24 protein-coding genes and 1 tRNA gene are annotated in these 22883 nt (G+C 58.2%); 9 read left to right on the top strand and 16 right to left on the bottom strand.

The features are described 5' to 3' along the window. Positions 1-24 precede the first annotated feature (24 nt). Together MD273_RS06890 and MD273_RS06885 are read right to left on the bottom strand one after the other, a co-directional pair. Complete coding sequence (locus tag MD273_RS06890; protein WP_239037003.1) at positions 25-1569, bottom strand: OpgD/OpgG family glucan biosynthesis protein; 1545 nt, start codon at positions 1567-1569, stop codon at positions 25-27. Positions 1570-1661: 92 nt separating this feature from the next. After that, positions 1662-2813: a ShlB/FhaC/HecB family hemolysin secretion/activation protein gene (locus MD273_RS06885; RefSeq protein ID WP_239037002.1), complete on the bottom strand. Its 1152-nt coding sequence runs from the start codon at positions 2811-2813 to the stop codon at positions 1662-1664. A gap of 282 nt (positions 2814-3095) precedes the next feature. Between MD273_RS06885 and galU the strand changes: the two genes are divergently transcribed. Next, positions 3096-3932: a UTP--glucose-1-phosphate uridylyltransferase GalU gene (galU, locus tag MD273_RS06880; RefSeq protein WP_239037001.1), complete on the top strand. Its 837-nt coding sequence runs from the start codon at positions 3096-3098 to the stop codon at positions 3930-3932. A 15-nt stretch (positions 3933-3947) separates the two neighbouring features. On the opposite strand, the gene MD273_RS06875 is transcribed toward galU, so the two are convergent. Beyond that, the gene (locus MD273_RS06875) at positions 3948-4364 is read right to left on the bottom strand and encodes an XRE family transcriptional regulator (protein WP_239037000.1); all 417 of its coding nucleotides are present in this window, start codon (positions 4362-4364) and stop codon (positions 3948-3950) included. Positions 4365-4573: 209 nt separating this feature from the next. Here MD273_RS06875 and MD273_RS06870 point away from each other — a divergent pair, with 209 nt between their 5' ends. Continuing rightward, complete coding sequence (locus tag MD273_RS06870) at positions 4574-5536, top strand: DMT family transporter (protein WP_239036999.1); 963 nt, start codon at positions 4574-4576, stop codon at positions 5534-5536. A gap of 55 nt (positions 5537-5591) precedes the next feature. After that, positions 5592-5668, top strand: a tRNA-Val gene (locus tag MD273_RS06865). Between the two features lie 56 nt (positions 5669-5724). Here the strand turns inward: MD273_RS06865 and MD273_RS06860 are convergent. Further along, complete coding sequence (locus MD273_RS06860) at positions 5725-6255, bottom strand: lipocalin family protein (protein WP_239036998.1); 531 nt, start codon at positions 6253-6255, stop codon at positions 5725-5727. A gap of 128 nt (positions 6256-6383) precedes the next feature. Here MD273_RS06860 and MD273_RS06855 point away from each other — a divergent pair, with 128 nt between their 5' ends. Next, the gene (locus MD273_RS06855; RefSeq protein WP_239036997.1) at positions 6384-7193 is read left to right on the top strand and encodes an RluA family pseudouridine synthase; all 810 of its coding nucleotides are present in this window, start codon (positions 6384-6386) and stop codon (positions 7191-7193) included. Here MD273_RS06855 and MD273_RS06850 read toward each other — a convergent pair. From MD273_RS06850 to MD273_RS06835, 4 genes are all read right to left on the bottom strand, one after another. After that, the gene (locus MD273_RS06850; protein ID WP_239036996.1) at positions 7185-7748 is read right to left on the bottom strand and encodes a winged helix DNA-binding protein; all 564 of its coding nucleotides are present in this window, start codon (positions 7746-7748) and stop codon (positions 7185-7187) included. The two genes, MD273_RS06855 and MD273_RS06850, sit on opposite strands and share 9 nt — an antisense overlap. 72 nt (positions 7749-7820) lie before the next feature. Continuing rightward, on the bottom strand, positions 7821-9125 hold the full coding sequence (locus MD273_RS06845) for a TRAP transporter large permease (protein ID WP_239036995.1): 1305 nt from the start codon (positions 9123-9125) through the stop codon (positions 7821-7823). A gap of 4 nt (positions 9126-9129) precedes the next feature. Further along, positions 9130-9669 carry a TRAP transporter small permease gene (locus MD273_RS06840; protein ID WP_239036994.1) on the bottom strand — a complete coding sequence of 180 codons (540 nt, stop codon included), beginning with the start codon at positions 9667-9669 and terminating at the stop codon, positions 9130-9132. Positions 9670-9709: 40 nt separating this feature from the next. Continuing rightward, complete coding sequence (locus tag MD273_RS06835) at positions 9710-10684, bottom strand: TRAP transporter substrate-binding protein (protein WP_239036993.1); 975 nt, start codon at positions 10682-10684, stop codon at positions 9710-9712. A gap of 272 nt (positions 10685-10956) precedes the next feature. On the opposite strand from MD273_RS06835, the gene MD273_RS06830 reads away from it, so the two are divergent. Genes MD273_RS06830 through MD273_RS06820 form a run of 3 tightly spaced genes read left to right on the top strand, consistent with a single transcriptional unit; the run spans position 10957 to position 13381 of the window. Continuing rightward, positions 10957-11694, top strand: coding sequence for a 5-oxoprolinase subunit PxpA (locus tag MD273_RS06830; RefSeq protein WP_239036992.1), 738 nt, complete (start codon positions 10957-10959; stop codon positions 11692-11694). Then, positions 11694-12440 carry a 5-oxoprolinase subunit PxpB gene (gene pxpB, locus MD273_RS06825; protein WP_239036991.1) on the top strand — a complete coding sequence of 249 codons (747 nt, stop codon included), beginning with the start codon at positions 11694-11696 and terminating at the stop codon, positions 12438-12440. Before MD273_RS06830 ends, pxpB begins: the two co-directional genes overlap by 1 nt. Further along, entirely contained in the window at positions 12437-13381 is a 945-nt protein-coding gene (locus MD273_RS06820; RefSeq protein ID WP_239036990.1) for a 5-oxoprolinase subunit C family protein, read from the top strand. The genes pxpB and MD273_RS06820 overlap by 4 nt, the downstream gene beginning before the upstream one ends. Before the next feature lie 26 nt (positions 13382-13407). Here MD273_RS06820 and MD273_RS06815 read toward each other — a convergent pair whose 3' ends face one another. The 5 genes from MD273_RS06815 to dapA all read right to left on the bottom strand — a co-directional run bounded on the left by MD273_RS06815 (position 13408) and on the right by dapA (position 18095). Beyond that, positions 13408-14415, bottom strand: a complete 1008-nt coding sequence (locus tag MD273_RS06815; RefSeq protein ID WP_239036989.1) for an NAD-dependent epimerase — start codon at positions 14413-14415, stop codon at positions 13408-13410. A 138-nt stretch (positions 14416-14553) separates the two neighbouring features. Next, positions 14554-15291: a TIGR04219 family outer membrane beta-barrel protein gene (locus MD273_RS06810; RefSeq protein ID WP_239036988.1), complete on the bottom strand. Its 738-nt coding sequence runs from the start codon at positions 15289-15291 to the stop codon at positions 14554-14556. Between the two features lie 37 nt (positions 15292-15328). Continuing rightward, positions 15329-16042 (bottom strand): phosphoribosylaminoimidazolesuccinocarboxamide synthase, encoded by a 714-nt coding sequence (gene purC / locus MD273_RS06805; RefSeq protein ID WP_239036987.1) that lies wholly within the window; start codon positions 16040-16042, stop codon positions 15329-15331. A gap of 41 nt (positions 16043-16083) precedes the next feature. Beyond that, positions 16084-17148 carry an NlpB/DapX family lipoprotein gene (gene bamC, locus MD273_RS06800; protein ID WP_239036986.1) on the bottom strand — a complete coding sequence of 355 codons (1065 nt, stop codon included), beginning with the start codon at positions 17146-17148 and terminating at the stop codon, positions 16084-16086. Positions 17149-17216: 68 nt separating this feature from the next. After that, positions 17217-18095: a 4-hydroxy-tetrahydrodipicolinate synthase gene (dapA, locus tag MD273_RS06795; protein WP_239036985.1), complete on the bottom strand. Its 879-nt coding sequence runs from the start codon at positions 18093-18095 to the stop codon at positions 17217-17219. Positions 18096-18169: 74 nt separating this feature from the next. On the opposite strand from dapA, the gene MD273_RS06790 reads away from it, so the two are divergent. Beyond that, complete coding sequence (locus MD273_RS06790; RefSeq protein WP_239036984.1) at positions 18170-18637, top strand: peroxiredoxin; 468 nt, start codon at positions 18170-18172, stop codon at positions 18635-18637. An 8-nt stretch (positions 18638-18645) separates the two neighbouring features. Here MD273_RS06790 and MD273_RS06785 read toward each other — a convergent pair whose 3' ends face one another. Both MD273_RS06785 and MD273_RS06780 read right to left on the bottom strand, forming a co-directional pair. Further along, positions 18646-19725 (bottom strand): AI-2E family transporter, encoded by a 1080-nt coding sequence (locus MD273_RS06785; RefSeq protein ID WP_239036983.1) that lies wholly within the window; start codon positions 19723-19725, stop codon positions 18646-18648. A 16-nt stretch (positions 19726-19741) separates the two neighbouring features. Continuing rightward, positions 19742-19969 carry a sulfurtransferase TusA family protein gene (locus MD273_RS06780; RefSeq protein ID WP_239036982.1) on the bottom strand — a complete coding sequence of 76 codons (228 nt, stop codon included), beginning with the start codon at positions 19967-19969 and terminating at the stop codon, positions 19742-19744. A 159-nt stretch (positions 19970-20128) separates the two neighbouring features. Here MD273_RS06780 and MD273_RS06775 point away from each other — a divergent pair, with 159 nt between their 5' ends. Continuing rightward, positions 20129-21607 (top strand): M48 family metalloprotease, encoded by a 1479-nt coding sequence (locus tag MD273_RS06775; RefSeq protein ID WP_239036981.1) that lies wholly within the window; start codon positions 20129-20131, stop codon positions 21605-21607. A 24-nt stretch (positions 21608-21631) separates the two neighbouring features. On the opposite strand, the gene nadA is transcribed toward MD273_RS06775, so the two are convergent. Further along, positions 21632-22693 carry a quinolinate synthase NadA gene (gene nadA / locus MD273_RS06770; protein ID WP_239036980.1) on the bottom strand — a complete coding sequence of 354 codons (1062 nt, stop codon included), beginning with the start codon at positions 22691-22693 and terminating at the stop codon, positions 21632-21634. Positions 22694-22883 lie beyond the last annotated feature (190 nt).

The raw sequence follows: 22883 nt of genomic DNA, 5'->3' as shown, positions 1-22883 counted from the left end.
GGCATGGTTCCTCCTTGAGAATGACTATTGCACCTGCTTTCTCAGCCCGGTCGCCGGTCCCAGCTGATAAGTCCAGGTTTCACTGACAGGCTTTCCGTCGGCGGACAGTACACCCCGTAGCGCCAGATCCTTTCCTTCCTCCGGCCTGGCCAATATTGACAGTCGCCAGCCATGACGGGCTTCGATGTACTCGGCAAAATGCTCGACAATTTTGCCGCCTCGGGCACTCACTTCACTCACGACCGCGGCATTACGATCCAGCTGATCCATTGCTCCGCCCTGGAAATCGACAATGAAGCGATAGGCCCCTTCGGCTTCGCCGCCTCCAGGCTGCGCGCCGTCGCCGACGAACGTCCTGACCGCCCGGCCCAGAGGATGCCCGCTGATGGATGGTGCCCCGAAAGTGAGTGTGTAAGTCAGATAGCGGCTGTCTCCTGCCGCGACTTGCTGGCGGGGTTTCCAGAACGCGACGATGTTGTCGTTGGCTTCAGAGTCGGTCGGAATTTCCACGAGGACGACCTCGCCATTACCCCAGTCCTCCCCGGGCTCAACCCAGGCACTGGGCCGGAGGTCATATCTTGCCTCGCTGTCCTCAAATCGGGAGAACTCCCGGTCGCGCTGGATCAGACCGAAGCCACCGAGGTTCCCGACCTGATGAAACCCCAGTTGAAGCTCTGCCGGATTCAGCAGGGGACGCCAAAGCCATTCGCCGGATTGCTCATCGTGAATCAGCAGCCCGTCGGAGTCATGCACCTGGGGGCGCCATTGGCCGCGAGGACGCAGGGTGTTTTCACCGTAGAAGAACATTGAGGTTAGTGGGGCCAGTCCGAGCTGGTCCACCTCGCTCCTGAAGAAGAGCCGGGCACCGACCTCCAGTCTCAGTTTCTTGCCCGGATGAACCTCGAAGCGGTAAGCCCCGGTCAGACTGGGACCGTCCAGCAGTCCATAGACCACCACGACATCGCTGCCGCCCTTCGGCCGCTCCAGCCAGAACTCCCGGAACCCGGGGAACTCTTCACCGGATGCCAGGCCGGTGTCCACCGCTATACCTCGGGCCGACAATCCAAAACGCTGGCCAGCCGCCACCCCCCGAAAATAACTGGCGCCGCCGAACACGAGAAACTGGTTCTGCACTCCGGGTTTGCGCAACGGGTAGGTCAACTTGAAGCCGGCATAGCCAAGATCCGCCGGCACGCGCTTTGCGAGTTCCGTTGAAGGATAATCGAACAGGGTTTTATCAAAACCGAGTGGGTGTACCCCCTCACGGTCAATGACGTTCAAAGCCACCGGATGCCGGTAAAAACCGCCGGTCGGCATCATCATCACCTGGAACCGGGAATTGCCGCCGCGCCAGAGGCTGGCCTCGGGGCGAAACCGGATAGACTGATATTGCTCATAACCAAGGTTCTGTAGAAATTCCGGCACCGGCTCAGGTGCCCGGAACTCTTCAGCCGCCAGCGCCTCCGCCCTGGCGGCCACCTCATCAAACCCGAATGCGCCCGCCTGCCCGGAAAGGAGAAGCATCGCAGAGGTGATGAAAAAAATTCTGAGGTATCCGATGCGGACCATTCTGAAAACTCCCTGTTTTCCGTCCTTTGAATGTAACACCCGTGGCGGAGTAGGCCACAAGTGACATCTTCGTAACGGCTAATTAAGGACTTTCAGATGCCCATGTGCAGGGACAGCGCCACATCGGGGACTGAGGGAACGAATACATCCAGGCGATCGGAATCGATCAGACTGCCAACCGTCATATCTGCCCGAAACCTGTCCGAACTGACGTTGAGGGAAATCTCTCCGGCGCTGACAGAGGCAAACCTTTGCCGATCACCTTTCTCAAGAGGCGCCCAGCCACGCATCAGGGAAAAGGATACGGAAGACCGAAAACGGGAAGCAAACGGCATGTGGTATGAGGGGCTGGCTGCGTCAAGACGAAGCCAGCCGCCTTCGGCACTGGAAACGGATTGACCGTTAAAACCGGAAATGAGCGCCGACCCGCCAACGGTAATCCGCTCGGAGCCGGGTAAATCTTCAGGAGCAAACTGGTATCGGCCGCCCAGATCCAGATTCCAGTCCAACACCTGCCGCTGCAGCAACGCCTCCAACTCGAGCCGATGAAACTGTGTACGCTTCTGCATTTCAGTTTCAGCGTATTCGGTGCTCCGGTATTCCATCCCGCCCACAGCGGTCAACTGTGTGGAGGCCCGAAAGCCGTCCCCCAACTCCTCAGCCCCGGAACATTTCAGACCAATGCTCGACAACTGGTGCGCAGAATCGCGGACCCACTCCGCTTCCTCATAAACACTCCTGTCACTGCCGGAATGCCGGATAACCTGATGCACATCCCACCCCAGAACCGAGCCCAGCGAACGGGTTGCAGTGAAGCGGAAAAAACTCTGGTTACCACTGACATCCAGTTGTTGACCCGGCTCCGTCAAAACACCGCGATACTGACTCTCCTCGACTTCCAGCTCGAGGCGGTTACCAATCAAAGGCATGGCATAGCGAAGCGCGAGGGACTTCTGGCCGTCGTCTTCCTTGCGGGAGGCAGAATCACTGAATTGGAGGCCCAGCTCATGCCGGGACCATATCACCCCGTTTGCCGCAAGCGTCAGGTGGCCAGCTGATCGGTCATTGCTGTGACTGGAACTGCCGGATACTTCGATGCGGTTGGAAAGGTAATCCGTCACCGAGTCGAGCACACTGGTGGCCTCGTATACCCACGCTCCTGCCACGCCCCGATCCTGTGCTCCCTCGGTAACAGCGGGCACGGACACGCACAAAATCAGTGCAGTAATGTTCAGTGCGCGCAAATCCCGCTCCTCTTCGGTCACGTCAAAATTACAGATCCGTTATATAAGAGGCGCGAAAATTCTCCTAGAGGATGTTGCCAATCTTTACAATTTTAATCCTGCAATCAGTGCTATATAAACAAAACCTCACAGAGTGACTTAACACTCCGCATGCTTACCATCCGGTAATGCTCGGTTTTTCATAGCAAATGCCCCATCCCTGCAATTTGCCCCCTGAATTGGGTTAAACTCGGCACAGTTTGTGTTTGTACTGGATTACCCCAACCCTTAAGGACAACTGGAATGATCAAGAAATGCCTGTTCCCCGTTGCCGGCTACGGTACCCGCTTCCTGCCGGCCACCAAGGCCATGCCCAAGGAGATTCTGCCGGTGGTGAACAAACCACTGGTGCAATATGGCGTTGAGGAGGCGGCTGCTGCCGGTATCCATGAATTCGGGTTCGTCACCGGCCGGGGCAAACGCGCTATCGAAGACCATTTCGACATCAGCTACGAGTTGGAGCACCAGATTGCAGGCTCCGGCAAAGAGGATCTGCTTACCTCGATACGGGACCTCATCAACCACAACAGCTTTGCCTTTACCCGCCAGAATGAAATGAAGGGCCTCGGCCACGCCATCCTGACGGGCCGGAACCTGGTGGGCGATAATCCCTTTGCTGTGGTCCTGGCGGATGATTTCTGCCTGGGTCCCCAGGATGGTGAAGGCGTGCTTGAGCAGATGGTGAAATTGTATAACCAGTTCCGCTGCTCCATCGTCGCGATCGAGGAAGTCCCTGCCGACGAAACTCACAAGTACGGGGTGATCGCAGGGGAATCCATGAAAGACGGCCTGTTCCGCATCACCGACATGGTGGAGAAGCCTGCCCCCGAGGATGCCCCGAGCAACCTTGCGATTATCGGTCGCTACATCCTGACACCGGATATCTTCGACATCCTCGAACGCACACCCGCAGGTAAGAATGGTGAGGTTCAGATCACCGACGCTCTCATGGAGCAGGCAAAGAATGGCTGCGTCCTTGCCTATCAATTCAAGGGCCGACGCTTTGACTGTGGCAGCATCGACGGCTTTGTCGAGGCCACCAACTACGTCTACGAGAACATCTACAAGAAGAAAAAATAGGGAGGTTGCTGGCTCTCAGCGGCCCAGCAACTGGAAAACCATGCGCCGGTTCTCCGTAGACGTTCTGCGGAACCGGCGCAGAAGTTCACTCTCCTCGTCAGTCAGCTGGATACGCTCGATTTCCTCCTCCAGCTCCTTCAACGCCACCGACAGATCGTCGCTGTTACTAAAGGCCAGGCCCGGCAGTTCCAGCTGGCCACCCTCGCCCTGAGCTTCCAGATCCAGGAGGTGTTCCAGTGGTGTTTCGGTCTTCAGGCAAAGATCCAGCAGCTCTACAACGCCCGGGTAACTGCGCTGACGGGCATCAGTGGCCTCCCAGCTGAGTACCCTCGCTTCATCAACACCGCACATTTCGGCGACATCCCAGGAGGACAGCCGCCCCTGCTCCCGGAGCTGTCGTAGGCGACGGTTGAACGATTGAAGATACCGCACGTGATCTCCCTCATTGCCAGCATATACCGTTAATTTTTGTACACTATCAACTACTTTTATTCTAAACCACAAAAATCTGCCAGCACGGTATCTTTCGCCCGTCGTCTCGGGGACGAGCCCCCTTTCCCCTAGACTAATCGCCACTTCCTTTTTTAGTTTGCAAACTATACATTGGGGTGTTTTATTCCCTTCTCGATACCGGACACCCAATGACCGACGCCCATAAATCAGACCTGTTACTGGTGGTTGTCACCCTGCTTGCCGCTGTCAGCTGGATCTTCTCGAAAGAAGCCATCCTGCTGATGCCGCCGCTGATGTTCATGGCAGCCCGGTTCCTGATTGCCGGTATTTTTCTTGCCGTTTTCGCCCGAAAAGCCATTCTCGCCCTGAGCGCCGATCAGATTCGCCGGGCACTGGGCGTAGGCCTGGTGTTCGGGATCGCCATGAGCTTCTGGATCATGGGGCTGGTCAATATCGAGAGCATGGGAGAAGGCGCCTTTCTGACCAGCCTCGGGGTAGTCATCGTGCCCATCATTGCCAGGCTCGTCTTCCGTGAGTCACAGCCCGCGAGCACCTGGCTGGCGATTCCGATTGCCATTGCCGGTCTGGCCCTGCTCTCCCTGAAAAACGGCTTTCGCCCCGAGGCCGGGCAGCTGTATTTCGTTGTCGCAGCGACCATCTTCGCCCTGTACTTCACGCTTAACACTCGGGCTGCGAACCAGAGAACTATTGTTAACCGGCGGGGAGAGACGGTAGAGAAGCAACGGGTTCCCGCCCTGCCCCTGACCGCCCTGGCATTGACCACGGTAGGCATCGTTACCCTGATCGAGTCGGCGATAGTCGAGCCCTGGAGCCCGACGCTGACTGATCCTGCGCCCCTGCTGATCTGGTGGGTGCTGGCCAGTGCCATCATCGGCACTGCCGGCCGCTTCCTGGTGCAAACATTTGCCCAGAGTCTGTCTGCCCACAGTCACGGCGTTGTGATATTGGTACTGGAGCCGGTGTGGGTTGCCCTGTTCGCCGCCGGATGGTTTGGCGAGACCATGGAACCGCTGCAACTGGCCGGTTGCGGGCTGATCTTTGCTGCGCTCATTGTTAACCGCTGGAGCGCCCTGAGCCGGGCACTGAAGGACTGGATGCGGCAGCGCCGTTCCGGAGAAAAATCCGCATAAAAGTGGTTGACCACCACCGTCAAAATCCGTATCTTACGTCCCCGTTGCAGGACACAGGACCATAGCTCAGTTGGTTAGAGCGCTACCTTGACATGGTAGAGGTCCCCAGTTCGAATCTGGGTGGTCCTACCAATCCTGCCAGAGATTCTGAAAGCCGCCCCGGGAAACCAGGGCGGCTTTTTTGATGTCTATTCTGCCTTGTTCCGATCCTGCTCGACCAGGATCAACTCCCCAAGATCAAACCCTTCGGCCTTCGCACGGTCCTTGAATGACGCAAGCGCCTCTTCGCTTACCTCCGGCGTGCGTGAAAGGAACCAGAGATAATCACGGTCATACCCGGTGACATAGGCGTAGGAATAACCCGCCTCATCCAGCTCGAACACCACGTAGGAATCGTAGAAGGGACCGAAGAAAGAAACCTTGAGATGACCGGTACTCTCCCCCTCTACAAACACTGCACGACCGACGGCTTCCTTCCATTTGCCGACCTTGTCATCATACCCCCGGTTAACAACCTCGATGCTGCCATCCTCGTTGAGGCTGTAGCGCGCACTGACGTTGCTCAGCCCCTCCTCAAAGGAATGATCCAGCCGGGCGATCTCGTACCATGTGCCGAGATAACGCTGGGTGTCGAACCCGGTAACCGGCTCCATGCCGTCAGGGACGCCGGTGCAGCCGGCCAGTGCCAAAGCCGTGATTCCCGCCAGAAGAGATCTCATGATTCGCAGCCTGCTCGGTGAATTCCCAGGAACCTACGCACCAGTTCTCGGGGAGTTTTCTCGGGGTAGTAGGCAATTTCCAGTATAATCTTCCTGGTTATCCGCCTTTCAGAGCCCTAGCGTACATCATGCGAACCACCCTCGACCTTACTGTTTCTCAGGACCAGAACGCCGTGGACGCCCTTGCAGGGGCCTCCGACTTGCCCAAACAGCGCATCAAGGATGCCATGACAAAAGGAGCCTGCTGGTGGACGGTCAAGGGCAAGCAGGTGCGCCTGCGCAAGGCCAAGCGGGAGGTGAAGGCTGGCACACGGTTGCAACTGTTCTACGACGACGCCGTGCTGGCCAGGAAGCCGGAACCGGCGGAACTGCTGGAAGACCTGGGCCGTTACTCGGTGTGGTTCAAGCCCCACGGAATGCTGGCCCAGGGATCCCGGTGGGGAGACCATTGCAGCCTGCTGCGATGGGCAGAAACTTCGCTGAAAAGGCCCTGTTTCCTGATTCACCGCCTCGATGCCGACGCTGCGGGGTTGATGCTGATTGCCCATGACACCAGGGCCGCCGGCGCTTTGTCGCAGTTATTCTCTGGAAGGTCGGTTACCAAGGTATATCAGGCAAGGGTAACGGGACTGCTGGAAGCAAAAGACCAAATCGTTGACGCACCTGTGGACGGAAAAGCAGCCGTCAGCCATATCACCACGCTGGCGCCGGATGAAGACCAGCAAACCACACTGGTCGAGATCCGGATCGAAACAGGCCGCAAGCACCAGATCCGACGCCACCTCTCAGGGATCGGCCATCCGATCGTGGGTGATCGGCTCTATGGCAAGGCGGCGCCTGGCCCGCTACAGCTGCTTGCAAGGCTTCTGGAATTCGAGTGCCCGATCTTCCGCCGCCGGGTTCTGTTGCAGGTCCCCGAGGCACGCCTTCTAGAGTGATGCGGCGGAACGGGCCGCCTGGTCGTACAGCCCCGAGATACCCCTCAGGAAACTGGCAATGGAGCCCAGGTCAGTATTGGAGAATCCGAGTGTCCTCAATGAGTCCACCAGGCAGTTTTCCCGGATCTCGGCGTAAGTCTGACAGACTGCCTCACCCTTTTCGGTGATGGAATAGAAGGTTTCCTTGCCACGGCGCTCCGATACCACTACCTCGTGCTTCAGGAGCTTCTTCAGCGCGTAGGTGACCGTGTGGGTATCCTCCACGTTCAGAACCAGGCAGATATCCGCGGATTTCTTGGAACGCCCCCGGTGGTTCACGCTGTGCAGGACAAGGATGTCCAATGGGCTCAAATCCGGGAGACCCGCCGCATTCATGCAACGAACCATCCAACGGTTGAAGGCATTTCCGGCGACAATCAGCCCGAACTCCAGCTCCGAAAGTTCCGCAGCGCGGCCGGACAGATGTGACGAGGACACGATTGGGCCGACCGTTTTACCGACCGACGACTCCTCGTTACCCCGCTCGACCGCTTCCTTGTTTGCGCTCTTTTTCATAGGCCCACCACGACGATCCTGTTCGATACCAATACTGGCCTGCCCGGTCCTCCCGGACAGGCCGCGAGTCTATCAATTCCCCATCTGATTGGGTAGGTAGGTAACAATCTCCGGGAAAACGGTGATCAGAAGCACCCCGGCCAACAGCAACAGGAAGTAAGGCAGTGCAGCCATCGCCACCCGTATGATGTTTTCGCCCGTCAGCCCCTGAATCACAAACAGGTTGAAACCGACCGGCGGCGTTATCTGACTCATCTCCACCACGATAACCAGGTAAATCCCGAACCACATAGGGTCAATGCCCGCAGCCTGTACCATCGGCAAAATCACGGAAGTGGTCAGCACCACAACCGAGATACCATCCAGGAAGCACCCGAGCAGAATAAAAAACACCGTCAGGGCCAGGAGCAGCATGTAGGGGGACAGTTCCAGGGTATTGATCCAGGACGCCAGGTCCCTGGGAATACCGGTGAACCCCATGGATACCGTCAGAAAATGGGCGCCGACCAGGATGAAGGCGATCATGGTAGACGTTTTCACCGTTCCCATCAGAGCCTGACCGAAGGTTTCACGGCTAAGCGACCCCCCACGCCAGGACAGCAGGTGTGCAAGCGCCACACCCACCGCGGCCGACTCCGTCGGTGATGCCAGGCCGGCATAGATCGAGCCGATAACGCCAACAATCAGCAGGACGACCGGAATCAGAGGCTTGCTGCGCCGGATCTTTTCCGCCAGCGGTAAAGCCTCCTCCTCTTCAGCAGGAACACCTGAGGGGTTCAGCCTGGACCAGATACCCACGTAGCCGGCGAACAACACCATCAGCAAAAGACCGGGAAGGATGCCCGCCACGAACAACCGGGCAATGGACTGCTCGGTGGCCACGCCATAAACGATCAGAATGATCGAGGGGGGAATCAGCAGCCCCAGGGTCGCGGACCCGGCGAGGGTACCCAGGATCTGCTTGCGATCGTAACCTCGCTGGGTGAGCTCGGGAACGGACATCTTCCCGATTGTCGCCGCGGTTGCTGCCGAGGACCCGGAAATCGCTGCGAAAATACCGCAGCCGATGATATTAGTGTGCAGCAACCGCCCGGGGATTCGACCCACCCACGGTGCGATGCCGGTAAACATTTCTTCAGACAGGCGGGACCGGAACAGTACCTCGCCCATCCAGATGAACATCGGCAAGGCGGCCAGTTCCCACGAGGCACTGGCACCGTAGAACGAGGTCGCCAGGCTGTCGCCCACCGGAATATTACTGAAAAAATGCAATGCTGCCAGGCCGGTAGCAGTCAGGGCAAAGGCCACCCACAACCCGGCTCCAAGCAGAATCAGGAGCCCTGCCAGAAGTACCAGGCTCATCCAGATCATGTCCATGGTATTACTCCTGCGGGGCTTCGTCTTTGAGGTGGGTGATGCGGCCGGTAATAAGCCCGATCAACGCATCCAGCAAGGCGACTACAAGCCAGACCAGCCCGATAACCATGACCGCCTGGGGGATCCAGAGTGGCACTGGCACCATGCCGATGGACACATCACCAAAATCGTAGCTGTCGTAGGCCAGCGATACGCTGAACCAGGTGCCATAGGCGGTGATCGCCAGGGCAACCACCGTCACCAGAATGTCCAGGGCTCGCTGGACACTCTCCGGCAGAGTTCTGTGCAAGAGATCGACCCGGATGTGCCCACCCACCGTCAGGGTGTAAGCCAGTCCGGTGAACGTCGCCCCGAGCAACAGAAACCCTGCCAGTTCCGCCAATCCGGGAACCTGCAGGCCCAGGGCATTCATGCCCAGGGTCAGCAGGGCCTTGTCGAGAATTCGCCCCGACACCTGCAGCACCACCATGACCATGATGGCGATCAGCTGCAGTGCCGAGATGTATCCGCCAAGGCGGTACAGAGAGTCCAGAAACCTGCGCATGTAGATGCTCCCGGATTGTTCTTTTCAGGGGTATCAGGAATTAACGGGCTCGATAGGCTTCGATGAGGGCTTTGCCATCTTCGCCGGCACGCTCCAGCCACTCCTGCTCCATCGTTGCGCCAACTTCCTGCAGCCGCTCGACCAGTGCCTCACTGGGCTCGCTGACGACAATTCCGTTGTTTTCCATGATCTCGATCTTGGCGTCGGTTTCGGCCTTGCTGGCCTCCCAGCCCCGCTTCTCAGCTTCAGCTGCCGCGGTCTCGATCGCACTTTGCACGGACTCCGGAAGTCCCTCGAAGGTCCGGGTGTTGACGATCACCATGTTCTTTGGCAACCAGAGCTGCGCATGGTTGAAATGGCTCAGGTAATCCCAGGCTCGGGTATTGGCTCCGGTTGACGGGGATGTGATCATCGCGTCCACACGACCGGTTCCGAAAGCGGTCGGGATATCCGGAACCTCAACCTGGGTCGGGACCGCACCGAACAGTTCGGCAAGACGTTCACTCGACTTGTTGTAGGCGCGCATCTTCACACCCTGGAGCTCTTCCCCGGTCTCCACCGGAAACTTGGTATAGATACCCTGTGGCGGCCAGGGCACCGCGAACAGCAATTTCAGTCGCTGGCGTTCAAGACGCTCGGCCAACACCTCACGGGATGCCTGCCAAAGCTCCCATGCCTCGTCGTAGTTGCTGGCCAGGTAGGGAACCGAGTCCACCTCGAACAGAGGATCCTCATTCGCCAGTCGGGACATGATCAGTTCACCAATGGGAACGAGGCCACGGCGAACGGAGTTCTTGATTTCGGGGTGCTTTATCAGCGAGCCGCCGCTGTGGACTGTGATGTTCAGCTCACCGTCAGTGGCTTCACGCACATCCTCTGCAAACTCGCGAATATTGACCGTATGGAAATTGGAATCACCATAAGGTGTTGGCATATCCCAGTTGGTCTCGGCCTGCGCGTGCCCGATAACCACAGACAGCGTCAACGCAGCCAGGTGCTTGGCGTTAATTTTCATCTTCTCCTCCTTTGCCCCGGAAATTGACACCCGGGCAGCTCATTCATGGTTGTTGTTGTCGGCGTCTTGATGGACACCAGGCGCACATTGGCACATCCAAGCTGTGCTTTATTTAATCAAGTTAGCGACGATAGCCCTCCCTGTCAAACGTTTTGTCAGAAAACAATACGTATTTAAACCTTGTTTTACGCATAATTTATCGATAAATTGATTTCGTAGATCATTTTTCAGGCAGCGGACACTGCCTGACAGGAATCAATCCGGAGGCGGTAATGTTTTTGAACTGCGACATCGGCGAGAGCTTCGGCGCCTGGACCATGGGCATGGACGAACACGTCATGCCCTTCATCGACCAGGCCAACATTGCCTGCGGATTTCACGCCGGTGATCCTGTCACCATGCGCAAGACCGTTCGCCTTGCAATGGAACACGGCGTATCTTTGGGTGCCCATCCCGCCTACCCCGACCTTCAGGGATTCGGCCGCCGTTCCATGGCCCTCCACCCGGAAGAGATCACCGCCCTGGTGAGTTATCAGGTGGGAGCACTGAGCCACATTGCCGGTTCCGAGGGCGGCATTCTCAGCTATGTGAAACCCCACGGGGCGCTGTACAACGACATGATGAGGAATGAAGAGATACTCGAAGGTGTTCTCAGGGCCCTCAGTAGCTCTCCGCATCCCCTCTCCCTTATGGCCATGACGACCGCTGATAACCGCAAACTCAGGGCCGCCTGCGCGCGACATGACATTCCATTGATTCTGGAGGCTTTCGCCGATCGCGCCTACGACGAACAGGGGTTCATTGTTTCCCGAAGTCGGCCCGGTGCGGTCCACAGGAGCCCGGATACCATAGTTCGGCAAGCCTGCAACCTGGCGGAGGGCCTCCCCATAGAGACCATAGAGGGAACGTCTCTGAACCTTGAGGCAGATACCCTCTGCGTCCACGGCGACAATGCAGACTCAATCGCAGCGGTACGGGCGATCCGCGAAGCCCTGGGAGAACGGGTGTAATGTTCTGGCGATATGAAGTGACCGGCGTAGACACCATCACCCTTCATTTCGGTGACGCAATTGATATCGCTCTGGTTGACCGGATCCAGCGGGCAGCAAGAACACTGGCGGATAAACTGGAGGGGCGACTGATAGATATTGTCCCATCCTATACAACTCTGCTATTGCGTTACGACCTGCTATCAGACGATCTTGCCTCCCTCGTAGCGGGAGTAAGCGACGCCCTTTCGGCCCTGCCGGAGACCGGAGCAGAAAAGGGCTCGCGCCAGGTCATCGAGATACCTGTCTATTACGCACCGAGTGTCGGCCCTGACCTGGAATCCATTGCCACCCACTCCGGCCTCACCCCGGAGCAGGTAATCCAGAGGCACTGTTCCGGGGTGTACAACGTATTCGCTATTGGCTTCGCCCCCGGTTTTGCCTACCTGGGTGAAGTGCCCCCGGAGTTGGCCACGCCCAGGTTAGCGACGCCGCGCCCGAAAGTACCTGCCGGAACCCTGGGCATCGCCGATACCCAGACCGCCCTTTACCCCCTGGAATCACCCGGTGGATGGAACCTGATCGGCCGCACCCCCCTGAGTCTTTTTGACCCTGGTCGTGAACGCCCGGCTCTGCTTGAAGCCGGACAACAGGTGCGCTTCCGGGCCATCAGCCGGGACGAATACCTTGAACTCGGGGGCAGGCTGGACGACTTGCCCTGGGCGTCAGAACTCCCGGACGAGCCAGATACAGGGGATCAAAAATGACCAATCAGCCCGGCTTCACTTTTACCAAACCGGGGTTCCTGACCCTGCTGCAGGATGGCGGCCGCCGCGGAGCCATGCACATGGGACTGGCCACCGGTGGCGCGATGGACCGGCACGCCTGGGCCTGGGCCAACCGGTTGCTGGGCAACCCATATGGGACACCCGCGCTGGAAATCACCTTCGGAGGAGTTGAATTCAGATCTCACCTGGATACCCAGATCGCAGTTACCGGCGCAGAGGTGCAATGTGCCGTTAACCGCGAACCCCGTGCACTGTGGAGCACCATCAACCTCAAGGCCGGAGATACCGTCTCCCTCAGTGCACCCAAGAGGGGTGTAAGGACCTATCTGGCGGTGCTCGGAGGGTTTCAGGTCAAGCCGGGGCTGGGCGGCAGTTGCGCCACCTTCACGCGCGAGGGCACCGGTGGTCTGCAACAGGACGGCCGCCCACTGAACGCCGGCGACCACCTGCCCTGCTCCGAAAATCAGGCCACTGTTCCTAACAGAAAAGTCTCTGATCACTGGCGGCCGGATTACAGAGAGGAACTGGAACTCTCGGTTATTCCCGGCGCACAGATCGATCGTTTTCCCGCACGGGTCCTTGAGACGTTTTTCAGTGAGCCGTATACCCTGACCCCACAAACAGACCGTATGGGCGCCCGCCTGAAGGGGCCTGCATTGGAAACAACGGGGCAGACCCTGATTTCCGAGGGCACCAGCCTTGGTGCCATCCAGGTGCCATCGGACGGGCAACCGATTCTGCTGCTCAACGACCGACAGACGATCGGGGGCTATCCCAAGCTGGGAGCGGTTACACCCCGCAGTCTCGACGCCCTTGCCCAGAGAGCTCCGGGAACGAGACTCCGGTTCCGGCCCATCACACTGCACGAGGCCCAGCTTGAGGAGCGAGAGTTTCTGGAATTCTTTTCCAGAAACCTCTGACGCCTCCCAAACTTCACGGTCCGGGATCAGACCTTGTAGAAATCCCGGTACCAGTCCACGAAGTTGGCGATTCCCTCTTCCACGGTAGTCGATGGCTTGTAGCCCACATCTTTGATCAGGTCATCGACATTGGCATAGGTGGCCGGCACGTCTCCCGGCTGCATGGGCAGCAGGTTTTTCTCTGCCTTCCTGCCGATACGCTCCTCGATGATCTCGATGAAACGGGACAACTCCACCGGATTGTTGCTGCCAATATTGTAGAGCCGGTACGGCGCCTTACTGGTCCCCGGATCGGGGCGCTCGCCGCTCCACTCATTGTTGGGTTCAGCGACGTGGTCGAGGGTGCGGATCACGCCCTCGACGATGTCATCGATGTAGGTAAAGTCACGACGGTGGTGGCCATGATTGAACACGTCGATCGGCTCACCGGCGAGGATTTTTTTGGTGAAGATGAACAGTGCCATATCCGGCCGTCCCCAGGGACCATAGACCGTGAAGAAGCGCAGGCCGGTGGTTGGCAGGTTATACAGATGGCTGTACGTATGAGCCATCAGTTCGTTGGCCTTCTTGGAGGCGGCATACAGGCTCAGGGGGTGGTCGACGTTATCGTGCACCGAGAATGGCATGGTCTCGTTGGCCCCGTAGACCGAACTGCTGGAGGCGTAGACCAGGTGTTTTACATCGTTATGGCGGCAACCCTCGAGGATGTTCATGAAGCCAACCAGATTCGCATCCACGTAAGCGTGGGGATTCTCCAGGGAATAGCGCACTCCGGCCTGCGCGGCCAGGTGCACCACTCGTTCAGGCTTATGCTCGCTGAACAAGGCTTCCATGGCAGCGCGATCGGCAACATCCTGGCGGATCTCGGTAAAGCCGGGTTTACAGGTCAGCCGCTCAAGGCGAGCTTCCTTCAGGCTTACATCGTAGTAGTCATTGACGTTGTCAACGCCGATCACCTCATCACCGCGATCCAGCAGGCGGTGCGCCAGGTGTGAGCCAATGAATCCAGCGGTTCCCGTAACGAGAATTTTCAAGGTCCAGTCTCCATAAAACGTTCGTTTCCTGAGATCCCAAGTTTACCGAATCGGCCGTTCCGGCAACACCACAGACCAGGTCAGACACAAAAAAAGAGCGCCGCAGCGCTCTTTTTCAGCTATTCGACCAATAATCGATCAGAACGTCAGACCGACACTGGCAAAAGGACCGGACAGCTCGACATCCATCTTGTCATCGTCATCTTCGTAGTCGATGGACATCTGACGGTAGCCGGCACGCAACTGCAGCAGCGACAGTTCGTACTGGCCGTAGACATTGAAGTCATGCAGGGAGTCGCCATCGAAGCTGATCAGGTTACCCTCACCACCCACGGAGACACCGGTAAGCGGCAGATCGAAACGGGCAGCGGCATAGCCCATCGGGATCACACCTTCCACCGTGGTTTTACTGACAGGGAAAAGGCCTGCCCGGTCGCGAACCACGAGCTCACCGTCCAGCCTGCGCGCGGTAAGGCCCAGATCGAGGTTGACCCAGTTGTCCAGGACCTCGTAGTAGAAGGTTGCATCCAACTGGTCCAGGTCAAGCCTGGAATCGACTTCGGTGCCTGCCGAAATCTGGTCAAAATCCTCCAGCCCGAGCCGGCCACTGCCGTTCTGGGAAATGGAAGTGTAGTTCACCCGCACGTTCGGCAGCACCGGCACCGGATGCTCAAGATAGGCGGTGAAATTGGCATTGCTGTCGCTATCGAGGTTCAGATCGTTCTCGATATCAACCGCAGAGCCCTGGTTGACCACCTTACCGGAAAGGTCGGAATCCCAGTAGCTGACGCTGGCACCAACGCCGACAACATCTGCACTGGCCAGAGGCGCGGCCAGCGCCACGGTGCCACCTACTGCAAGGATCAGTTTACGCATAAGATACCCTTCTGATGGTTTTTGTATTGATTGCGATTCAGTCGAACTCTATGCCGAGACGGCGACCGACCTCCTCGTAGGTCTCGATCACATCTCCGAGTCCCTGGCGGAAACGATCCTTGTCCATCTTCTTGCGGGTCTCCTTGTCCCAGATGCGACAGCCATCGGGGCTGAATTCGTCACCAAGGACGATATCACCGGCGCTGCGGCCGAATTCCAGCTTGTAATCCACCAACAGCATGCCGGCATCATCGAACAACTTCTTGAGCACGTCATTGACCTTGTAGGTCAGCTCTTTCATGCGTGCGAGCTCGTCTCCGGTCGCCCAGCCGAAGCTCTCGGCAAGGGATTCGTTGACCATGGGATCGTGCAGCTCATCATTCTTCAGGAACAGCTCGAAGGTGGGCGGGTTCAGTTCCTGGCCCTCTTCCACACCCAGTCTGCGGCACAGGCTACCCGCAGAGATATTGCGAACCACGCACTCCACCGGAATCATGTCCAGCTTCTTCACCAGGGATTCGGTGTCGGACAGCAGTCCCTCGAAATGGGTGGGGATACCCGCGGCTTCCAGCTTTTCCATGATGAAGGCATTGAACTTGTTGTTCACCATGCCCTTGCGATTAAGCTGCTCTTTCTTCTGGCCGTCAAATGCCGAGGTGTCATCCCGGAAAACCATCACAAACCGTTCCGGATCGTCGGTACGATATACGGACTTGGCCTTGCCTGCGTAGAGTTCTTCGCGCTTTTCCATTGAAATCTCCGGAGGGGGCACGCGTCTGCGCCCCCATTCAATCAGTAAAGGTATTCAAAGAGTTGGTTGAGCAAATCGGATGTCGTGTGCTCGCCGTCGTAGCTCTCTAGCCGGGTGGCCTCAATAAACACCGCGCCCTCGCGTTCTTTCACGGCCACGGTATGGGTGTGCCTTGGCTTTTCCTTGTCGCTGAACCAGTCGAACCAGCCGGATTCCTTCTCTTCCTCTGTGCGGAAATCGACGTAGAGCCAACCCTTGCTGCGATTCAGGTCCACAACCGGGATCCCGGCTTCCTCAAGAGCGCGATTGGCCTCGGCCCAGGACCGGCCGTAGTCGAGATCCATGCGGATGGCGACGGCCTGTTCGTTCTCCGTCTCCAGGTTCACGAGCGGCTCACTGGTCATACCCGAGGCCGCCCTGGAGAAGGATTTGCTCTCCTCCCGGGATTTCAGGAACTCACCAAGGTCCGCGAGCAGCTTCTTCTGCAGGGCCATGGCTTCGGCCGAGGGGTTTGCGATGTCCTGCCAGGGCAAAAGTTCGCCGGGCCGCTCAGACATTTCCACCCGGCGAACCTGGATCTCGGTGGTCTTGCGCCGGATACCGGGGGACATCCGCAACTGGACAACCGTCATCGGCTCGGACGCCGACGCCTCGTTGGCCAGCCCCACCAACTCCCTGGCCTGCCTGCTGAAGTTGGCCAGCTCACTCTGGAGCAAGCCCAACTGCGGACTATCATAAGCCACGCCAAGCCCGCGCTCATTCATGTAAGCGGTGGTCTGGGGCCAGAGCCGACCAGGGACGTCATTTACCAGAAGCCAGGCACGGCCGTCGAGCTCCTCGATGACATAGTTCTCATCCAGAATCTCCGAGGTCATGTCCGGCGGCCGGGGAATATCGGACGGATACATCTTCCCGGTCTCGGCGGCGTTGATCTCACGGATCGGCATGACCTGGCTGAAGCGGGATTCATCCGCGCTCGCCGGCAACTCCAACGGCGTGCCTTCTTTGGCACTGACGTACCGTTCAGAACGGTCTTCAAGCAGGCTGCAGCCGGAGGCCGTTGCCAGCAGCAACAACCCCGAGACGGCAAACATTGATCTGTACATACGGGGGAAACGGGTTCCTGAAAGAACCTGCATCGGGTTACTCCGGTTCAGGGACGATTTCAGCAAGTTCAGAGTACGCCTGAGGCTTTCAGGGCTTCTTCAACTTCCGCGTGGAACTTCTCGCTCAGCGGCGTCAGCGGCAAGCGAATACCCTCGCTGATCATCCCCATGCGGTGCAATGCCCATTTCACCGGAATCGGGTTGGCCTCCAGGAACAGCTTGCGGTTCAGCGGCATCAGCAGTTCGTTCAACCGCTCGGTTTCTTCCCGGTTACCGGAGATAGCCGCTTCGCACAGCTGCGCCATGGATTTCGGCGCCACGTTGGCCGTCACCGAGACATTGCCCTTGCCGCCTGCCAGCATCAGCTCAGCGGCGGTGGCATCGTCACCCGAGTAGACCGCGAGGCGACCGTCCAGGGCCTTGATCAGTTCGGCGCCACGGGGAATATTCCCGGTGGCATCCTTGATGGCGACGATGTTCGGAATATCCGCCAGGCGCAGGACCGTCTCGTTCAGCATGTCGCAGGCCGTGCGACCGGGAACGTTGTACAGCATCTGGTTCATACCGGGGACCGCCTCGGCAATCGCCTTGAAATGCTGATACAGGCCTTCCTGGGTCGGCTTGTTGTAGTATGGAACCACCAGCAGGCAGGCGTCGGCACCGAGCTTGTGGGCTTCGGTGGTCAGCTCGATCGCCTCACGGGTGCTGTTGCCGCCGGTACCCGCAATGACAGGAATTCGTCCGTTGACACGTTTTATGATCCGGCCGATGGTCTGGCAATGCTCTTCCGGGTCCAGGGTTGCGGATTCACCGGTGGTGCCCACAGCCACGATACCGTGCGTGCCGTTTTCAATGTGAAAGTCCACCAGTTTGTCCAGCTCCTCCCAGTGAATATCACCGTTTGGATGCATGGGCGTGACCAGTGCGACAAGGCTACCCGTAATCATAAAAGCTCCGTCCGAATAAAACCGATATGGTAATGTTGGGCTCGAACTGACACAAGGGAATTAAAGGAGAAGTCATGTCATCCGTCGAATTGAACAAGCCCGTCCCCGATTTTGAAGCGCCGGCGACCGGTGATCAAACGGTCCGCCTGGCTGATCTTCGCGGCCAGAATGTCGTGATTTATTTTTACCCCAAGGACAACACACCCGGCTGCACCACCGAAGGTCAGGACTTCCGCGACCGGATGAAAGCGTTTGTGGAACTCGATACCGAGATCTTCGGCGTGTCCCGGGACGGCCTCAAGGCTCATGAGAATTTCCGTGCCAAGCACGAGTTTCCGTTTCACCTGATTTCAGACAAGGACGAAAGCCTCTGCAAGCTGTTTGACGTCATCAAACTGAAGAAGCTGTATGGCAAGGAGCATCTGGGGATCGAGCGCAGCACCTTCCTGATCGACAAGGAAGGCGTGCTCCGAAAAGAATGGCGGGGCGTCAAGGTCAAGGGCCATGCCGAGGAGGTGCTGGAAGCGGTCAAAGCCCTTTAAGCAAAGCCTCAGGCCAGCTCATCGGTCGGTGAAGAGGTCATGTCCTTCACCGGCCAGGCGGCAAACACTGCCTTGAGCAGGGTCGCCAGCGGAATGGCGAAGAAAACCCCCCACAAGCCCCAGATGCCACCGAAAAACAGCACCGCAACAATGATGGCCACCGGGTGCAGGTTGTTGACCTCCGAAAACAGAATAGGCACCAGAACGTTGCCATCAAGCGCCTGAATAACCCCGTACACCACCATCACCCAGATAAAATGGGTGCCCCAGCCGAAGGCGAAAAGCCCGATCATGGCAACCGGAATGGTCACCACCGCCGCACCGATGTAAGGGATCACCACGCTCAGACCCACCAGTAATGACAGCAGCGCAGCGTAGGGCATGCCCAGCAGCTTGAAGGCAATGTACGTCGCCCCACCCACGATCAGAATCTCCACCGCCTTGCCACGGACGTAGTTGGCACACTGCAGATTGACCTCATGCCAGATCTTGAGCATGAGCGGGCGCTGCGGAGGAAGCAGGCGGGCGATGGCCCCCAGCAGCACTTCTTTGTCCTTCAGGAAAAAGAACACAAGAATAGGGACCAATACCATGTAGATCAGCAGAGCTACCAGATCCGGGATACTGGAAAGGGAGAAGGAAACCAGCCACTGGGTCATCTGCCCTACCTCCGTGGAAACCTGCTGGTATACGGTATTCACGGCGTCCGCGGAAATCAGCTGTGGGTACTGATCGGGAAGCAGCTCGAGGTAGGACTGCATCTCCCGGATGATGCGAGGGGCCTCCCCGGCCAGATTGGTCACCTGGGTCCATACCAGTGGCAAGAGGCCGAAGAGAAAGCCCACCAGCACGCCCAGAAACACCACGAACACCCCGATGATCGCGACGATCTCGGGTATCCCCAGCTTGTTGAGCTTGGTCACCAGCCCCTGGAGGATAAACGCCACGATCAGCGAGGCAATGGCCGGCGCCAGCATGGCACCGAACCAGATGATAAATGCCGTCCCCGCCACCAGAATCAGCGCAAGGATGACAGCTTCTTCATCTGAAAAGTATTTGTGCGCGAGACCGCGTAAAATCCTGACCATCAACGTCTCCGAAAGGTTAACCGCCGCACTTTATCACAAACCTGTATTCGCCATTGGCTTCAGTGGAACTTACCAGGGTGTGGCTCGACAACGAGAGGAAAGCCGGAATATCCCGGGCCGAACCGGAATCGGTAGCAATAACCTCGAGTTCCTCTCCGGGGGACATTCCATTGAGCTCGAGCTTGGTTTTCAGCAGAGGCATCGGACAGCGCAGCCCGGTAGCATCCAGTGTACGGTCAACCATAATGAAGACGCACCATCACAACTAGTGGAATTGACAACGCGGCATTATGCCGCGAGATGCCGGGTATTGCATCTCAATAGCTGCTAATCTCATGCTCAGAACTTTTAGCGGTAAGACACTGTCCAAGCGGCAGTCCGGACCAGAGGCAACTTGCAGTACATGAAACTTGATCATGGCCGAAAACCCTCCAGCCGAGGGATCCTGAAAGCAGCAGTCTTCACCCTGTCGGCTTTGCTGGCAACGTCCCCTGCCCCCGCCCAGGAGACCTCCCTGCCGAGCATCGGCGGCTCTGGCGGCGGGCTGATTTCGGGCCAGCAGGAATCCGAGATTGGCCGGCAGGTCATGGTCTCCATCCGGCGATCTGCGCCACGTATCACCGACCCTCTGGTGTATGATTATCTGAGCGCGATTATCTATCGACTGGTACCCTCTGCCCCGCTGCAGAACCGCGAGCTTACCCTGGCGCTGATCGACAGCCCCCAACTCAATGCGTTTGCCGTTCCGGGAGGCATCGTAGGCGTCAATGGCGGCCTGTTTCTGGACGCAAAGACGGAACAGCAATTTGCCTCGGTACTCGCCCACGAGCTCGCGCACCTCAGTCAACGCCATTTTGCCCGGCGCCTGGAACAGCAGGAAACCAGTGCACCACTGACACTCGCGGGCATGATTGCCGGGATTGTCTTGTCGGCGGTCACCCAGTCAGACATCGGGCTGGCCGCCATCGCCGGCACCCAGGCGCTGTCCGTTCAGAACATGCTGGCCTATAGCAGATCCCATGAACAGGAAGCCGACCGTGTCGGCATGGACATTCTCGCCAGTGCCGGCATGGATCCCCGGGGCATGCCGGAGATGTTCGAGATCATGATGCGGAATAACCGGTTGCAGGGGAACCAGGTCCCGGAATATCTGTCCACCCACCCACTGACACAGAGCCGGGTTGCCGACACCCGCAACCGGGCGGAGCAGTACCCTCACCTTGAAATACGAGACGGGCAGGAATATCACCTGATGCGCAGTCGCCTACAGGTGCACTACGCCCAGTCTCCGGATGTGGCGGTGGACACGTTCAAGTCCTATCTCGACCGCCCGGATGCCCGAAAAAACCATGCGATCCGCTACGGACTTGCCGTCGCCTACCAGGCCAACAACCAGCTGGCCGAAGCCGAGCAGGAGTTACGGGAGCTGCTGGAACAGAATCCTGGAAGGATCACGCTCCAGGTAACCCTGGCCGAAGTCCTCAATGACCGGAACAAGAGCGAAGAAGCCCGGACCCTGCTCAAGGAAGCACTGACCCGAAACCCCGGTAATTATCCGATCACCTACACCCTTGCCCAGACCGAAATCACCTCCGGAAACGGGGCCGCAGCGGCCGAGTTATTGAGAGAGCTGACCCGGAAGATGCCAGAACAGGAGCAGCTTTGGTCACGCCTCGCCGAAGCGGAGGGCATGGCACGCAATATCGTCGGAGTACACCGTGCCAGGGCCGAGTACGATGCCCTGATGGGAGATCTGGAATCGGCCCAGCGCCAGCTGCGCCAGGCCCAGGAAAAGCTGCCGGCCGGATCGCCCCAGCGCCAGGCCGTCACGGAAAGACTGGCTGAGATCACCCGGCGGCTTCAGATACAGCGTAACAGCTGACCGGACCGGGGGATCCAGGACTGGTCAGGCGTTGCCAGCAGCCTTGAGGTTCATGTTGGCGGTGAAATCGAGCATCCGCTCCAGCGGCTTGAGCGCCCTCTCCCGCAATGCCGGATCCACGAATACCTCCTGGCTGCCGGTCTGCAGCACATGCAGCAGGTTCTCAAGGCCGTTCATCGCCATCCACGGGCAGTGTGCACAGCTTCGGCAGGTAGCACCGTTGCCAGCCGTAGGCGCCTCAATAAGAGTCTTGTTGGGGGCCAACTGCTGCATCTTGTAAAAGATGCCGTTGTCCGTGGCGACAATAAACTCCGGGTTGGACATTGTCTGCACTGCGTGAATCAACTGGGAGGTGGAACCAACGACATCGGCCATCTCCACCACGGCATCCGGCGACTCCGGGTGGACAAGGACTGCCGCATCCGGATACAACGCCTTCAGGTCCTCAAGGCCGCGGAATTTAAACTCCTCGTGAACAATGCACGAACCGTCCCACAGCAGCATATCAGCGCCGGTAGTCTTCTGGACGTAATGACCCAGATGCTTGTCCGGAGCCCACAGGATCTTTTCGCCCCGCGCGTCCAGATCTTCCACGATGGCCTGGGCACAGCTTGAGGTCACAACCCAATCCGCCCGCGCCTTTACGGCGGCCGATGTGTTGGCATACACCACTACGGTACGGTCAGGATGCTCATCACAGAACTCGGCGAACTCGTCGGCAGGGCAACCAACATCGAGCGAGCAGGTCGCTTCCAGAGTCGGCATCAGGACCCTCTTCTCAGGATTGAGGATCTTGGCTGTCTCACCCATGAAGCGGACGCCGGCCACAACCACTGTGGACGCCGGATGCTGATTCCCGAAACGTGCCATTTCCAGGGAGTCCGCCACACAGCCCCCGGTTTCCTCTGCCAGCCGCTGGATATCCGGATCCGTGTAGTAATGAGCAACGAGCACGGCATCCCTGGCCTTGAGCTCCTCCTTGATTCGGGCCTCGAGTTCCGCTTTCTCACTGTCACTCAAAGGCTTGGGCTCCGCTTCGTGTGCCAGGTGCTCCTGAACAAGGATACGGTCTTCTGCTCGTGTCATTCCTGCATCTCTGTGTTGCGTTAACCACCGAAGTATATCACCTCGGTCCTTGTTTTCATGGGCCTGCAACGCCTGTGTCACATACCCGAAAACAGACTTTATCCATTACGGGACTATTAATGGGATCTTACAGGCAAAAAAAAAGAGCCCGAAGGCTCTTTTTCCACAGGATCCCGGGAGATCCCGTTAT

This window comes from Marinobacter sp. C7 (assembly GCF_022343555.1).
Taxonomy (GTDB): domain Bacteria; phylum Pseudomonadota; class Gammaproteobacteria; order Pseudomonadales; family Oleiphilaceae; genus Marinobacter.
The sequence above is the reverse complement of the archived record's forward strand: the minus strand, read 5'-3'. Positions and strand labels throughout refer to the sequence as shown.

Excerpts from the sequence above, each read along its gene's own strand:
- MD273_RS06890 (WP_239037003.1), bottom strand. The coding sequence starts at position 1,569 with ATGGTCCGCATCGGATACCTCAGAATTTTTTTCATCACCTCTGCGATG.
- galU (WP_239037001.1), top strand. The coding sequence starts at position 3,096 with ATGATCAAGAAATGCCTGTTCCCCGTTGCCGGCTACGGTACCCGCTTC.
- MD273_RS06870 (WP_239036999.1), top strand. The coding sequence starts at position 4,574 with ATGACCGACGCCCATAAATCAGACCTGTTACTGGTGGTTGTCACCCTG.
- MD273_RS06860 (WP_239036998.1), bottom strand. The coding sequence starts at position 6,255 with ATGAGATCTCTTCTGGCGGGAATCACGGCTTTGGCACTGGCCGGCTGC.
- MD273_RS06855 (WP_239036997.1), top strand. The coding sequence starts at position 6,384 with ATGCGAACCACCCTCGACCTTACTGTTTCTCAGGACCAGAACGCCGTG.
- MD273_RS06850 (WP_239036996.1), bottom strand. The coding sequence starts at position 7,748 with ATGAAAAAGAGCGCAAACAAGGAAGCGGTCGAGCGGGGTAACGAGGAG.
- MD273_RS06845 (WP_239036995.1), bottom strand. The coding sequence starts at position 9,125 with ATGGACATGATCTGGATGAGCCTGGTACTTCTGGCAGGGCTCCTGATT.
- MD273_RS06840 (WP_239036994.1), bottom strand. The coding sequence starts at position 9,669 with ATGCGCAGGTTTCTGGACTCTCTGTACCGCCTTGGCGGATACATCTCG.
- MD273_RS06835 (WP_239036993.1), bottom strand. The coding sequence starts at position 10,684 with ATGAAAATTAACGCCAAGCACCTGGCTGCGTTGACGCTGTCTGTGGTT.
- MD273_RS06830 (WP_239036992.1), top strand. The coding sequence starts at position 10,957 with ATGTTTTTGAACTGCGACATCGGCGAGAGCTTCGGCGCCTGGACCATG.
- pxpB (WP_239036991.1), top strand. The coding sequence starts at position 11,694 with ATGTTCTGGCGATATGAAGTGACCGGCGTAGACACCATCACCCTTCAT.
- MD273_RS06820 (WP_239036990.1), top strand. The coding sequence starts at position 12,437 with ATGACCAATCAGCCCGGCTTCACTTTTACCAAACCGGGGTTCCTGACC.
- MD273_RS06810 (WP_239036988.1), bottom strand. The coding sequence starts at position 15,291 with ATGCGTAAACTGATCCTTGCAGTAGGTGGCACCGTGGCGCTGGCCGCG.
- purC (WP_239036987.1), bottom strand. The coding sequence starts at position 16,042 with ATGGAAAAGCGCGAAGAACTCTACGCAGGCAAGGCCAAGTCCGTATAT.
- bamC (WP_239036986.1), bottom strand. The coding sequence starts at position 17,148 with ATGTACAGATCAATGTTTGCCGTCTCGGGGTTGTTGCTGCTGGCAACG.
- dapA (WP_239036985.1), bottom strand. The coding sequence starts at position 18,095 with ATGATTACGGGTAGCCTTGTCGCACTGGTCACGCCCATGCATCCAAAC.
- MD273_RS06790 (WP_239036984.1), top strand. The coding sequence starts at position 18,170 with ATGTCATCCGTCGAATTGAACAAGCCCGTCCCCGATTTTGAAGCGCCG.
- MD273_RS06785 (WP_239036983.1), bottom strand. The coding sequence starts at position 19,725 with ATGGTCAGGATTTTACGCGGTCTCGCGCACAAATACTTTTCAGATGAA.
- MD273_RS06780 (WP_239036982.1), bottom strand. The coding sequence starts at position 19,969 with ATGGTTGACCGTACACTGGATGCTACCGGGCTGCGCTGTCCGATGCCT.
- MD273_RS06775 (WP_239036981.1), top strand. The coding sequence starts at position 20,129 with ATGAAACTTGATCATGGCCGAAAACCCTCCAGCCGAGGGATCCTGAAA.
- nadA (WP_239036980.1), bottom strand. The coding sequence starts at position 22,693 with ATGACACGAGCAGAAGACCGTATCCTTGTTCAGGAGCACCTGGCACAC.